The following is a 14,526-nucleotide window of genomic DNA, read 5'->3' as shown; positions in this document are numbered from 1 at the left end:
AAACTAATGAAAATAGGCATACTTTGCTATCCAACATACGGCGGAAGCGGAATCGTGGCAACAGAAACTAGGAATGTCTCTCGCCAATAAAGGCTATGAAGTACATTTTATAAGCTCTGCACTTCCCGCGAGATTAGATATTACCAATCCGAATATTTTCTTTCACAGAGTGAATGTTCAGACGTATCCGCTTTTCCAGTACCAACCTTACGATATAGCTTTGAGCTCGATGATTTACCGTGTTGTGAATCTTTATAAGCTTGATTTGCTTCATGCACATTACGCAATTCCTTACGCATACGCAGCTTTTACGGCGAAACAGATGTTACAGGAAGACGACAACGATATTCCTTTGGTAACGACACTTCACGGAACGGATATCACATTGGTTGGGCAACATCCAAGCTACAAACATGCGGTGGAATTCTCTATCAATCAATCAGATGCAATTACTTCTGTGTCTGAAAGTTTAAAAAGAGACACGCTTCAATTCTTCAAAATAAAAAAGGAAATTCAGGTGATTACCAATTTTATTGATAACTCTGAATTTGATGAACCAAGCGACTGCCAAAGAACCCAATTTGCCAATCCAGACGAAAAAATCTTGATTCACGTTTCCAATTTACGTCCTGTAAAACGTGTGGATGAAGTGTTACAGATTTTCAAAAATGTTCAGAAAAAGGTAAAATCAAAATTAATTATCATCGGTGAAGGTCCGGATATGGAGAAAGTCAACCAGTTTTTGGAAGAAAACCCTGACTTGATTTCTAAAATCCGTTTGTTGGGTAAAGTGAATGATTTATACAGAATTCTTCAGCTTTCAGACGTATTTTTATTGCCTTCAGAACAGGAAAGTTTCGGTTTGGCAGCATTGGAAGCAATGGCGGCAAATACTCCCGTTATCAGTTCAAATGCAGGGGGAATTCCGGAAGTAAATATTCAGGGAGAAACCGGATTTTTAGCGGAAATCGGAAATGTAGAAGCAATGAGCAACTACACGATTAAATTACTAAGCAACGACGAACTTTTAGAAAAAATGAAGAAAAATGCCAAAGAACAGGCAATAAAATTCGATTTGAAAAACATTCTTCCTATTTACGAAGAAATGTACAGAACGACGATCGAAAATTTTAAAAGCGAACTGACAAAAGCATAAAATTTTATTTTAAAATATAAAGGCGGCATTCATTTTTAAATGGATGCTGCTTTTTTTTATTCTTGATAATGAACTAAATTTTAAACCTCAAGAATCTAATATTTTATTAAGTTAAATTTCTGTCTTTATTAAAAGTATTAATACAATTCCATTTTTCAATGAATAATTTCCCGTATTGAATTGATTTTTAAAATTTTAAATAAAATAAACCCGTTTTTATTATATATTTATATCAACATCTATGACGGAAAAACTATTACAATATCTCTGGAACTACAAAGTTTTCAAGCATTTCGACTTCAAAGATCTTGAAGGAAATTCTGTTGAAATAATAGATTTTGGAAAATGGAACACCAATTCGGGTCCGGATTTTTTGACGGCAAAAATTAAAATCAACAACATTACTTTTGCAGGAAATATTGAACTTCATATAAAATCTTCCGACTGGATTTTTCACAATCATTCTCAAGATCCGAATTATCAAAATATTATTCTTCATGTTGTTTTTCAAAATGATATTGAGATTGATGAGCTTAAAAATAAAAATATTCCAACCCTTGAATTGAGGACTCACATCGATGAAAATATTCTCTGGAAATACGAAAAGCTAATCAGTGGAAATCAATTTATTCCGTGTGAAAATATTTTTAATCCCAATAAAATCCCGATCAATTTTCATGAAGAAAATGTATTGAAAAAATTAGAGGAAAAATCTTTGGAACTTGAGAAAAGCTTAGAACAATTTAAAAATAATTTTGAAGCCGTTTTGTTTCACAGCCTTGCCTATTCTTTTGGATTAAAAGTGAATGCCTTTATTTTTAAACAAATTGCAGAAAGTATCGATTTTAATACCATCAATAAAATCCGGCAAAATGAAACTCACTTAGAAGCATTATTCTTTGGAATTTCAGGCTGGCTGGAAAATCCTCAAGACGAACAAATGGAAATCTGGAAACGCGAATTTGATTTTATGAAAGCTAAATTCAATATTTCAGATGTAATAATCCGTCCGAAATTTTTACGATTAAGACCTCCGAATTTCCCTACCATCAGATTGTCACAATTAGCAAATCTTTATCATCAACATCAAAGCTTGTTTTCAAAAATTATTAATAGTAAAAATTCAGAAGAATTATTTGAGATTTTTAAAAATGTAAAAGCTTCTGAATATTGGGATCATCACTTTAATTTCGGGAAAATTTCAAAGATCGATCAACCGAAAATTTTAAGTAAAGATTTTATTGAATTAATTATTTTAAATACCATTTTACCTTTAAAATATACCTATCACAAATATCATAACGAAGAAATTGCTGATGAAATTTTAAACTTTTATAGAAATATTCCGGCAGAAAAAAATTCAGTTATTGATGACTGGAAAAAATTAGGATTGAAATTCAAAACTGCTTTGGAAAGTCAGAGTCTGATTTATCATTTTAAAAATTCATGTGAAGAAAAAAATTGCTTAAATTGCGGTATTGGATTTAAACTTTTAAAAGAATCGTCAGATGTTTAATAATATTCGTCACAAAATGGAAAGAGAATGGTTTGGCGTTCTTACGAGAACAGGCGCAAAACTTGGAATTCCGGTTTCTAAACTGAGAATATTTTTCATTTATTCTACTTTTGCGACGGCTGGTTTTTTCTTTTTAATCTATCTTGGACTGGCTTTTACCTTGTGGATCAAAGATATGTTCATCACCCGAAGACCCAACGTTTTTGACCTATAATCATGGAATTTTTACAAATTACTTCTCCTGAAGATTACAGAGTTCAGGAAATTTTCGACTCTTATTGTTCTACTTTTCCCGAAGACGAAAGAAGAGATTGGAACAAATTGGTAACACTTTTTTCAAATCCGAAAGTGAAAATAATCTCCGTTCTGCATGAAGCAAAAAATATCGGCTATCTTATCATTTGGGAACTGAGCAATTATACTTTTGTAGAACATTTTGAGGTTTTTCCAGAGTTTAGAAGTCAGAAATTTGGTTCGAATATTACAGGATATTTATTTGAAAATTACTCTCGACTTATTTTGGAAATTGAGCCTGAACATTTGGGAGACGATGCCAAAAGACGGTATTCTTTTTATCAGAGAAATGGCTTCAACCTGATTGATGAAATGTATGTGCAGCCAAGTTACGGAGAAGGAAAAAAGCCTTTAAATCTATGGTTATTAGCGAATTATTCTCCTGAAAATCTGGAGGAAGTGAAAGATGAAATTTACGATATTGTTTATCATTAAAATATAAATCCGAAGTTACTATGCTTCGAATTTTTTATTTTAGTTTTCCCACAGATTTCACTGATTTGCACAGATGTTTCTTGCTAGTTCTTTCTTTTCAAGGAACCTTGTCAAGGTTTAAACCTTGACAAGGCTTGATATACACTCCAATTTTTTGTTTTCCCGCAGATCTCACAGATTTACACAGATGTTTATGTTGTATTATATTTTTAATTAAAAAATTATGCGCAATCATCTGTGTAAATCCGTGAAATCTGTGGGAGAAAGAATTTTAGTTCACTTCATATTCCAGCTTAATCGTAATACTTGCTTCTTTATCTTTCGAAGCCGTATTGAAAGTTCCGCCGTAAGAATAATCTTCGTTAGAATTCGGCGCGGTAATCTGAATAACACCCATTGTAGCTTTTTTCAGATTTCCTAAACTGCTTCCTGAGTTTTCGGCGATTTTTTCAGCACGTTCTTTGGCATCTTTTGTGGCGGAAGCAATCATTTCTTGCTTTACTGTAGCTAATTTAGTGTAAAAATAGCTTGGAGAAGAGGATGTAAATTCTATTCCGCGGTTGATAATTTCTGTAATATTTCTTGAAAGATTTTCAATTTTTGCGACTTCTTTACTTTCAATAGAAACTGTTTGGGTAAGGTTGTATCCCGTGAATTCGTTTTGAACATTATTCCCGTTGGAATCCGTATAATTCTTGAACTGTTTCTGAATGTCAACCGAAGAAAAAACGATCTCGTTTTGCTTCACTCCTTTTGATAATAAATAATCGTTGATCGCTTTTCGGTCTAAAGCCAATCCATCGTAAGCCGATTTCAAATCAAAATCGTTTTTAGAAAAACTTCCCGACCAGGTAATGAGATCAGAGACAAATTGTTTGCTTCCCAAACCTGTGACAGAAATGGTATTTTCAGATTTATTTCTGTTTTTAATGGCGTTTCCAAGAAGTCCGAGACCGATAATGAAACCCAATGCTGCAATGGCAATCGCCATAATACTTTTGTTCATAAAACTTTGTGAATTTGTTTGTTATAATAATTTCGATTCTTAATCAGTGAAATCATTATATCAATTCTCATTCCAAATTTTAAGATTTTCTTAACATTTATTGAGAAGATTTACTTTCCTTTATTCTTTTAACAAAAATAGGAATTGCTTCATCCATTCTCGACAAAGCTCCGGTTAAATTTTTGGCTCTTACAAAAGATCTTGTTTGTGGTTTATTGACAAAAGAAAATTCTATAAACTCTGAAATTCTTTCCTTAGGAATCCCTTCTTTCGTAAAATATTCATCTTCTACTCTATCTCTGATCCACAAAATATCTTCCTGCAAATCGTCGTATCGATATTGCCTTTTCATTCTTCTTGCATCACCGCTTATCAGATCATACATTCCCTGAATATTCAATTGTCCCAAAATTATCGGGAGCAAAACCTCTTTCACTTCCGCAGGTTTTTCTCTCATTTTCCCGACAGGCTGCGGAATTCCTACTGCATCTTCAACAATTTTACCTTTATCTATTTTGGCAACAGCTTTAGAATCTTTTGTAATATCTCCGGTGATGTTAGCAACTTTCACTTCTTCAATTTCCTGTGCCACTCTTATCAGCGTAATATTTAATTCTTTATTGATTCCGTAACTGGCTTTCATCGAAGCTCTTTCAAAACCACTTCTTATAAACCGGATTTCATCAGTTGGAGATACGTCAATCGAAAAAGTACCATCATTGGCAGTATATGTTTTTGTATCTGTCGTTACGTTAATTACCGTCACGGCGGGCAAACTGATGCCGTCTTCATCAATAATTTTCCCCATGATTTTCTGTTGCGAAAATACATTCACAAATAGAAAAAGAAGAATAATTAACAATCTTGACTTCATCATTTAAAGTGATATTATCTTTGAGTTTGCGGAGCTCTGTAGGAGGAAACTCTTATTAAAACAGCCCTTTGAAATCTCATTAAATCTGCATCACTGCAAAATCCGTATTTGAGAATATTTTTTCTTTCAAAACCGCCTGCAAGAACATAATAAATAAAATGTTGCATCAACGATCTGTCGATCTTTAAATCAGTAAAATATTTCTCTCCTAAAGCATATGTAAGATAATTCGCAAAATCCAAATCATCCCATTTGTTTTTCACTTTTCCGATAGAAAAACCTTGTCCTTTCGGTTGCACAAATTCTCCCGGTCTTGCTGCCAAAACTCTAGGATCAGATTTTTGAGACATATAAAGAGCAAGATCACTTTTTAGTTTTTGAACTTTTTTCGGCTCGTTCAGATTTTTGCTATCGATTGTAATGTCTCCCGTAATTCCTTTTTTGATTTCAACTTCGGCAATCAAAGTTGCTGCTCTGGTTAAAGTTACATTAATCGGAGCGCCAATATTTTCTTTTGTAACCTTTTGGTTAGCACGTTCATAGCCGTTTCTCACAAAACGAAGTTCATCGCCTGCTCTTCCGGAAATCATGAAATGCCCATCGCGATTGGTTCCCACTCTTTCATCGGTTCTTATATTGATGACCGTTACATCCGGTATTTCAGCATTATCTTCCGAAGTAACCTTCCCGAAAATATAATCCTGAGCATGAATATTGATGAAGAGTATGAAAGAAAAGAAAAAGTATAGTTTAAATTTCACAGGTTATTTTTTATAAAGCAAAACTAAAGTTATTTTTAAATATTACGGCAAGTTTAACCACAGTTAACGTGTTTTGGGATTTCTTTTAGACTTTTAATTAGAAAACTGTTAAATAGCACTTGAAAATTGTTAAAATTTGACTCAAAATTTAATTAACTTGCACTCTCAATTCTACTCAAAAAATGCAAAACTCTTACACAGTTATCAATGCTTCAGCAGGTTCGGGGAAAACGTATGCCCTTGTTCAGCGGCTTTTGATGATCTGTCTTCGATATCCTAATCAACAGCAATCCATAAGGAATATTCTGGCGCTTACTTTTACCAATAAAGCTGCCAATGAGATGAAAGAAAGAATTTTGTCGTGGCTGGGAAATTTTTCTAAAGATAATTTTGCTGAAAACGGAGATTTAAAAAACATTCAGAAAGCATTTGAACAAGAAGGCTTGAAAATTACTATTGATGAGCTTCATCACCGTTCAAAAAAAATGCTGGATTATGTTCTTCATAATTATTCTACCTTAAATATCGGAACGATTGACCGTTTTAACTCGCGATTGGTAAGAAGTTTTTCTTATGAATTGGGTTTAGCGAAAAATTTTAATCTTGAAATTGAAGCAGAACCCTTTTTAATTGAAGCGGTTGATAAAATGCTTGACCAAATTGGAGAAAACGATGTTATTTCTAATTCTTTCATGGATTATGTGGATTACAGTCTTGAAAATAACGAGAGAATTAATTTAAATAAAAATCTTTACGATTCGGCGAAAGAATTTGTGAAAGACATTCATTATGAACATCTTAAAAACAACAAAGATTTCGATAACACGAATTATGAAAACATAAAAAATACACTCCGAAAAGAGATTGCATTGAATAAAAAACAAGCCGTTGAACTTGCCACAAATTCAATTCAATTATTCCAATCTCGAAATATTGAAATTGAAGATTTTTCAGGTGGTAAAAAAAATGGTCTTGGACTTTTCTTTAACGAAATCATACGATTTTATAAAAAAGAAAGAGCCACTTTTCCTTTCCCAACCAATGAAGAAACGGCATTAACCAATTATCAAAAAGGTTCTGCTACAAAATCCAAAAACAGAGAAACAGACATCTTGGAAATTCTGGATCAATTGTTGGAAAACAGAATTAAATTGATTCTCTTATTCATCGAAACGCAGAAAAAAGAGAAAATTTTATCGGCACTTCTTCCTCTGAAAGTAAATAAAGATATTCAGGATGAATTGAAAAAAATAGAGGAAGAAAATGACTTGGTTTTGCTTTCAAAATTTAATATTTTAATTAACGAAAATCTTAAAAATGAGCCTTCAGCATTTATTTACGAAAAAGTAGGTTCGCAGTTTCAGCATTATTTCTTTGATGAATTTCAGGATACTTCTGAGCTTCAGTGGCAGAATTTTGTTCCGTTGAGAGATCATTCTGTTTCTACGGAAAACACTTCATTTACGCTGGTTGGAGATCCGAAACAGAGTATTTACCGATTCCGTGGTGGAGAAAGTAAACTGATGTTGGACATTATCAACAAAAAAGAATTTTCCCCAAAACAAGCCGAGCTTCTCGTTTTAAAAGACAATTGGCGAAGTGCAAAGAATATTGTTCAGTTTAATAATGAATTGTACGAATTTCATTCACGGGAATTGGCGGAAGAACATGCAAATATTTTCGGAGCAGATGCCGAACAAAACCCCAAATCATCAATTGAAGGTCGGGTAAAAATAAATCTTCTTGAAAACTTAACCAACGAAGATTTTTACAACGATACTTCAGAAAGAATGCAGAAAGACATTCAGGAAAGTCTGAATAATGGTTTTAAATTTTCTGATATCACGATTCTTTGCCGTGGAAATTTTGATATTTTCAGCTATTCTCAAAAATTGGGAAATCTGAAAGTCAATTATAAGGGGGAAGAAACGAATATCAAAACCATTTCCGATAAAGGTCTTACGCTGGAATTATCCAATACTTTAAAAGCGGTTATTGAGTTTCTGAAATGGGAAACGAATCCGAAAAATAAGCCTAATCTGATCATGATGATGTATTATCTGAACAAATTGGGAAGAGTGAATATGACGGATTTTACGCTGGAAATGACGAAAATTCTGGAGATTGAAACTCATGAAGAAATTTTACAGTTTATTCAGCAGAAATATTCTTTACAACTGAAACAGGAGAATTTCCCTAGATTTAATTTATACAATTTTGTAGAATTTTATATTAACGAGTTTTCGGTTGAAAATAAAGAAACGGATTTCCTTCTCAACTTTCTGGAAATGCTTTTCAACTTTACGCAAAACGCCGGTGCGAGTACGAAAGAATTTTTGAAATATTGGGATGAAGAAGCTTCAACTTACACGATTCAGGCTTCTGAAAACATTGATGCGATTCAAATCATGACGATTCATAAAGCAAAAGGGTTGGAATTCCCGATTGTTTTTATTCCGATGATTAATAAAAATCGTGACGCAGAATTTACAAATTGGTTTGATACAACGAATGACAACGCTTTGAAATCTGTAAACATTAATCAGTTTAATAAAAATTTGGAAGTTTACGACGAAGAAATTCAGAAATTCAACCAACAAAATTCTTATAAAAACTTTGTCGACAGATTATGTCTGCAATATGTTGCGACGACGCGACCTGTTGAACAACTGTTTTTTTATATTCAAAAAGCAAATAAAACATCGAATAATCTTGAGTTATTAGAATTTATTCAATCTAAAAACACGGAAAATCTTGATGAATTTGATCTGTATGAAATCAATCCTGAAATGTTGAAAAAACATTCGAAAGATAAAACTTCACACTTTGAAACGAGAGATATTCAAAATCTGAAAAACGTAAACGAAAAAAATACTTCGATCAAAATTGCAACGCCTTCGAAAAACTATCAGGTAAGAATCGAAAAAGTGAGAATAGGACTTTTCGTCCATGAATTGCTATCGAAAATCAATACTTCAAAAGATATTTCAAAAGTATTGGAAAGCTATGTTCTGGACGGACAAATTACGATTGAAGAAAAAAGCGAGATTCAAGAAACTTTAGAAAAGATTATTAAACTTCATTCCGAGTTTTTTGATAAAAAATGGGAAGTTCTAAATGAAAAAGACATTATGATTTCGGAAAATGGAGAAAGCAGAATGTATCGTCCCGACCGAATTCTGAAAGGTGATGAAGGTTATATTATTGTCGATTTTAAAACCGGAGAAGAAACCGAAAAGAATGATCAGCAAATTGAGAATTATAAGCGGATTCTGGAGAGTTTGGGGAGAAAGGTTTTGAAGACGCAGCTGATCTATCTATAAAAAAAATTTCGGCGGCATCTTCAATGCCGCCGAAACTTTATATTCCTGATAATTAATTCAAATTAAGCGGTAGGATCAGCTACAAAAATTCTCTGTGCCAATTCCTGGTCAAAAAGATATACAGCAGACGGATTATCGCTTACCATTTTAATTTTAGTAACCAATTGAGACGCGCTTGCTTCCTCTTCCACTTGCTCGTTGATGAACCACTGTAGGAAAGAAGTTGTTGCAAAATCTCCCTCGTCATTAGCATTTTTCACAATGTTGAAGATACTTTTCGTCACTATTCTTTCGTGATCTAATGCTTTCTGGAAAATATCTATTGCGTTTTCAAACTGGTGAGGCGGTTTTGCAATTTCTCCTATGATGATTTCTCCTCCCACATCATTCAAATAATCAAACATTTTGTCAGCGTGCATTAATTCTTCTTTACTCTGAACTCTGAAATAATTCGCAATTCCGTCAAGATCTTTGCTAGAAAACCAAGCAGACATTGAAAGATAATATTGTGCAGCGTATTGTTCGTTAGCTATTTGTTCGTTAATTAATGTTGCAATTTTCTCGCTAATCATAAGTAATAAATTTATAGTCAAAATTAGGGAATAAATGTCCGAAATCAAAAGTTTTAATAAAATTTAATGAAAAAGGACGGAAAAAATCCCATCCTTTAACACATTAAAAAATCAAAATTATAAGCTCTTAATTAGCATCCGGAGTTGCCGTATTCATTGGCTTATGCATTTTCCCACCTTTCATTCCTCTTTCCTTCATCGCTACTTTTCTCTCTTCCATTTTTGCTTTTCTGTCCGCTTGCCATTTGTCATACTGTTGAGGAGTTAAAATCTGCTTCATGTCTGCATCCATCTGCGCTCTTTTCGCCTTCATCTGTTCCATTTTCGCTTGTCTCTGATCTTTATTTTTATCAAACTCAGCTTTCATTTCAGCTTTTCTTTGGTCTTGAAGAGCCTTAATTTTATCAACCTGACCTTGATTTAAGTTTAAATCTTTCTGCATCTGAGCCAAATGTTCCTGTTCTTTCTGTTGGAACTTCTGTTGCATTTCTGCTCTTCTAGCCTGTTTGTCTTGCGGAGTTGTAGTGGTCTGTTGAGCCATTGCTAAACTTCCAAATGCGATCATTGTTATTGCAAAAAATAATTTTTTCATGTTTTTAAATCTTTAATTAATTGTTATACATCTTTTTGATTATTAGTTAAAACAAAAGTTAAAAGAGAATATTCATAAATAATGTTAAATTTTAATACTAAATATTTAATCATAAAAATAAAAAAAGAGCAGATCCTAAAACCTGCTCTCACACCACTTAAATATAATATATGAAAATTAATTCTTTGCAAATCCGGTTCGGAAACCTCCGCTTCTTTCCCCGCCTTTATTATTTTGCTGTCTTGGAGCAGAATTTTCGCTTCTTCTGGAACCGCCTTCATTTCTGAAACCTCCGCCATTATTTTCTCTTCTCGGGGCTTCTTCTCTTCTTACTTCACTTCCTCCACGGAAACCGCCACCATTTCTTACACCTCCGTTGTTTGTATTCTCGGCTCTTTCAGTTCTGAAACCTCCATTGTTTCTCACGCCTCCATTATCGCTGCTTCCTCTAAAACCACCGTTGTTTCTTACTCCGTTATTATCATTTCTGAAACCTGAATTGTTGTTGTTATTTCTGTTTTCAGCCTGATTACGGAAACCACCATTATTACCATCTCTTACTCCTCCTCGGAATCCGTTGTTGGGTCTCTGACTTCTCACAATATTGAAAGTCGGATTATCATTTCTACGAAACTTCGCTCTGTCAACTCTGTAAATATTGATGTTTACGCTTCTGTAACGAGGTATCGGTCTGCAGATCGAAGCATAATGCGTTCTTCTGTAATTCTGGAAATAAACCACCGGACTGTATCCTCTGTAATAACTGTTTTGGAAAGTCACAAAAACTCTCGATCCCATAATTCTTTGCAATGCGTAGAATCTGTCGTAGTACCATCTGTCGGGATTGTATCTGTAGAAATTATTCCAAGTGGAGAAACTTACGTACAGATTGTTTAATCTTAAAATCTGGTCAACTTGCCATTGATTTAATCTGTTTTGGGCAAAGAATACATTCCAATTGATGCTTACAACGCTGTTCCTGTAGTCATTATAATTGCTTTGATAGTAGTCATTCTGATAATAATCCTGAGGATAATTGTAGTAATAATCTTCCGGGAAATAATTTTGATCGTCCTGATCGCTGTAAGATTCATCATTCTGATAATATCCGTCATCATTTCCGTCGTATCCGTTATTTGGATACTGCTGAGCGAATGACAAGGTTGCCACACTCAAAGCAAAACCGATTAATATTTTTTTCATTTTTATAGTCGTTAATTGGTTAATATATAGTAGAATATCTTTATTCTATCTTTTGGATATAAATAAAAAAAAGAAGTTAAATCATTTGATAAAACTTCTTTCTATTTATTATTAACCAATTGATAATCAAATGTTAAATTTACAATCTTCCGCTATCTTTTACCCAATTTGCAATTTTTTGGTTAAAGCTTTTCTTCGTTATTAAATCTTCTAAATTCAAATGCATTCTGTATCTCCAATAATACGGGAAAATTGCCGGATTATTGATCCTTTCATTATCCACATTAGGATTAGTAAGCTCTTTATCGGTCGCAAAAAACTCCTGAATCGGGAAAATTGCTAACATCGCATCGTTGTAAAGATGTTGTTTCATAATAATTTCCGCCAGATTAGAATCCAGCTCTTCAGGTGCTTTTCCGTATTGAATTAACTGTTGATTAAAATATTTCTGCGTTAAAGCCGGATCTTCCTTCCACCACTGTCTCAACGTTGAACTGTCATGAGATGAAGCCGTCACAACATTCAAATAACTCGCTTTTTTAGGGTTATAAAAAGGAATATTATCTGAAGGCATTCTTTGAACTTTTAAAGCAATAATCGCCAATTCATCCATCACAACAGGCACACAATCCGGAACCATTCCTAGATCTTCTCCACAAATCAACATCTTGGTAGCATTTAAAATCACCGGAAGTTTTTCCATCGCTTTTTCGTACCAAAGATGATCTTGTCTTTTAAAGAAATAGTCGTGATACAAGTCGTAGATCGATTTTCTCTCCCAGTCGGATAAATATTTGTAAGAATCTGTATGATAAACATTAAATCTCGGATGATAAACAAGCTGCCCGTTTCTTTCTTCAATTAAAAATAAAACATTGGCGCAAAGTGAAATCAATTGCTCTTCAACCGCACTGTCCGGATTTTTCTTAAAAAAGTCTGATAATTTTCTCTGTGTATTAAATTCTTCTTTAAATGAATACGTACCGTCCTGATTATCATCGATAAATTCAAGTGCTTTTTCGATGTTTTCACCAAAATATTTCTGAAGAATCTGATCGTTGATAAACGGCTTGCAATATCTGTCAAAATTAAACGGAATATGCCAAGCTCCGAATTCTTCCAAAGTAATCGGAACTGCAGGATAAAAATACCCTAAAATCCCTTGTGTAGCCGAAATCGGCATTCTCCAGATTCTGAAAAACCCTAAAATATGGTCGATTCGCATTGCATCAAAATACTGCTCCAATGCTTTGAATCTGTTTTTCCACCACTTATAATCGTCGGCTTTCATGGCTTCCCAATTATACGTTGGGAATTCCCAGTTTTGCCCCAATTCTGTAAACTGATCAGGCGGAGCTCCTGCTTGAAAATCCATACCAAAAAGCTCAGGTTCCGTCCATGCTTCAACGGAATGTCTGTAAATCCCAATCGGCAAATCACCTTTCACGGAAACACCCAAACTATGAGTATAATCAACTGCCTCTTTTAACTGTTTGTGAAGCTGATATTGTACCCAAGCGTGAAGCATCGCAGCATCATAATCTTTACTTTTTGGAGTAAAAAACGGTGCAATTTTTCCTGCAATATATTTTTTATGGGTTTTCCATTCGTTGAAATTCGGGGTTTTGTATTTATCTCTTAAAACACAAAACGCTGAATACGGAAGCAACCACGATTCGTTATCTTTTATAAATTTCTTGAAATTTCTGTCTTTATAAATCTTTTCTTTATCCGCATTAAAAATCGCTTTCAGATATTTCCATTTTGAGAAAATCATTTTTTCGTAATCGATTAACTCTAATGAATTTAATTCTAATTTTTCAGTCTGAAATTCTTCAATTAAATCTTTCGGTAATTTAAAATCAAGATTTTCCAGAGAAATATATTGCGGATGCAGCGCGTAGACAGAAACGGCGGCGTAAGGATAAGAATCCGTCCACGAATAATTGGCGGTTGTATCATTAATCGGAAGCATCTGGATAATGCCGAGATTGGTTTCTTTCGTCCAGTCTGCCAGTTTTTTTAGGTCAGAAAATTCTCCAACCCCAAATCCGTTCTCACTTCTCAATGAAAATACGGGAACGGCAACTCCTGCATCGTGATACAACTGATACAGCTTAAATTTAAAATAATGATTGGAAACAATCTGCAGAACATCTTTCGACTGATTCGGCAAAGCAAATCTGTTTTCGCCGGTTTCTACGTCAATTATTTTTTCCGTTTCTATATCATAAAGGCAATATTTATACTGAATAAATTCATCTTCCGGAATTTCAACCGATGCTTCCCAAATTCCGAAATCTGTCTGAGAGAGATGAACTGCTTTTTCAGAATTCCAACTGCCCAAAGAAGCCGGACTTCCAAACATCACCATTTTCCAGTTTGGGTTGTAAATCGGGGCTTCAATTCTGAATAAATGAGTATGCTTTTTCAGCACCGCTTTTTTTTCGGAAGAGAAGTGATTCAGTTTGTTGTGAAGTATTTTATTATTTAAATAATTTTCAGGGAAATTCTTATTATTCCACTCATCGAAAATCACAAATTCCTTATAGTTATGAGGAAAATTAAGGGAATGCGAGACAAATTCTTCTCTTAAAACATTTCCTTTTTCGTCCACAAGCTGATATTGGTAAGAAACCGATTTCGAAAAATAGTCAACTTCGCATTTCCACAAACCGTTTTCTGCATAAAACATAGTATGAGTCTGGGAAACAGCAACTTCATCGTTGATCATCAATTGTAATCTTTCACCAACTTTTACGCTGTAACTTACATTAAAGTATAGCTTCATTTA

Annotated in this window: 11 protein-coding genes and 1 pseudogene; 5 read left to right on the top strand and 7 right to left on the bottom strand. The window is 33.7% G+C overall.

Features of this window, described 5'->3' with window-relative positions; all coding sequences use genetic code 11:
* The first annotated feature begins 6 nt into the window (after positions 1-6).
* The 4 genes and pseudogenes from bshA (at position 7) to J3D55_RS04580 (ending at position 3,401) form a co-directional block, all read left to right on the top strand.
* A pseudogene (gene bshA, locus J3D55_RS04595) lies at positions 7-1,156 on the top strand (N-acetyl-alpha-D-glucosaminyl L-malate synthase BshA).
* A 241-nt stretch (positions 1,157-1,397) separates the two neighbouring features.
* A complete protein-coding gene (locus J3D55_RS04590; RefSeq protein ID WP_259128520.1) occupies positions 1,398-2,672 on the top strand; it encodes a DUF2851 family protein in 1,275 nt (424 codons plus the stop codon).
* Entirely contained in the window at positions 2,665-2,886 is a 222-nt protein-coding gene (locus J3D55_RS04585) for a PspC family transcriptional regulator (protein ID WP_259128519.1), read from the top strand. The genes J3D55_RS04590 and J3D55_RS04585 overlap by 8 nt, the downstream gene beginning before the upstream one ends.
* 2 nt (positions 2,887-2,888) lie before the next feature.
* Positions 2,889-3,401, top strand: a complete 513-nt coding sequence (locus J3D55_RS04580; protein ID WP_259128518.1) for a GNAT family N-acetyltransferase — start codon at positions 2,889-2,891, stop codon at positions 3,399-3,401.
* 271 nt (positions 3,402-3,672) lie between these two features.
* Here J3D55_RS04580 and J3D55_RS04575 read toward each other — a convergent pair whose 3' ends face one another.
* The 3 genes from J3D55_RS04575 to J3D55_RS04565 all read right to left on the bottom strand — a co-directional run bounded on the left by J3D55_RS04575 (position 3,673) and on the right by J3D55_RS04565 (position 6,042).
* Entirely contained in the window at positions 3,673-4,407 is a 735-nt protein-coding gene (locus J3D55_RS04575) for an SIMPL domain-containing protein (protein ID WP_259128517.1), read from the bottom strand.
* Positions 4,408-4,504: 97 nt separating this feature from the next.
* Positions 4,505-5,284, bottom strand: coding sequence for a peptidase associated/transthyretin-like domain-containing protein (locus J3D55_RS04570; RefSeq protein ID WP_259128515.1), 780 nt, complete (start codon positions 5,282-5,284; stop codon positions 4,505-4,507).
* Between the two features lie 11 nt (positions 5,285-5,295).
* A complete protein-coding gene (locus J3D55_RS04565) occupies positions 5,296-6,042 on the bottom strand; it encodes a carboxypeptidase-like regulatory domain-containing protein (protein WP_259128513.1) in 747 nt (248 codons plus the stop codon).
* A gap of 182 nt (positions 6,043-6,224) precedes the next feature.
* On the opposite strand from J3D55_RS04565, the gene J3D55_RS04560 reads away from it, so the two are divergent.
* Complete coding sequence (locus J3D55_RS04560; RefSeq protein WP_259128511.1) at positions 6,225-9,365, top strand: UvrD-helicase domain-containing protein; 3,141 nt, start codon at positions 6,225-6,227, stop codon at positions 9,363-9,365.
* A 62-nt stretch (positions 9,366-9,427) separates the two neighbouring features.
* Here the strand turns inward: J3D55_RS04560 and J3D55_RS04555 are convergent, their stop codons facing one another.
* The 4 genes from J3D55_RS04555 to J3D55_RS04540 all read right to left on the bottom strand — a co-directional run bounded on the left by J3D55_RS04555 (position 9,428) and on the right by J3D55_RS04540 (position 14,523).
* Positions 9,428-9,937, bottom strand: a complete 510-nt coding sequence (locus J3D55_RS04555; RefSeq protein ID WP_259128510.1) for a ferritin — start codon at positions 9,935-9,937, stop codon at positions 9,428-9,430.
* 127 nt (positions 9,938-10,064) lie between these two features.
* A complete protein-coding gene (locus J3D55_RS04550) occupies positions 10,065-10,529 on the bottom strand; it encodes a hypothetical protein (RefSeq protein ID WP_259128509.1) in 465 nt (154 codons plus the stop codon).
* A gap of 177 nt (positions 10,530-10,706) precedes the next feature.
* On the bottom strand, positions 10,707-11,732 hold the full coding sequence (locus J3D55_RS04545) for a hypothetical protein (RefSeq protein ID WP_259128507.1): 1,026 nt from the start codon (positions 11,730-11,732) through the stop codon (positions 10,707-10,709).
* Positions 11,733-11,871: 139 nt separating this feature from the next.
* The gene (locus tag J3D55_RS04540) at positions 11,872-14,523 is read right to left on the bottom strand and encodes a 4-alpha-glucanotransferase (protein ID WP_259128504.1); all 2,652 of its coding nucleotides are present in this window, start codon (positions 14,521-14,523) and stop codon (positions 11,872-11,874) included.
* Between the last annotated feature and the right edge of the window lie 3 nt (positions 14,524-14,526).

This window comes from Chryseobacterium ginsenosidimutans, from assembly GCF_024807225.1.
GTDB lineage: Bacteria > Bacteroidota > Bacteroidia > Flavobacteriales > Weeksellaceae > Chryseobacterium > Chryseobacterium ginsenosidimutans.
This window is presented reverse-complemented; position numbering and strand designations above follow the sequence as displayed.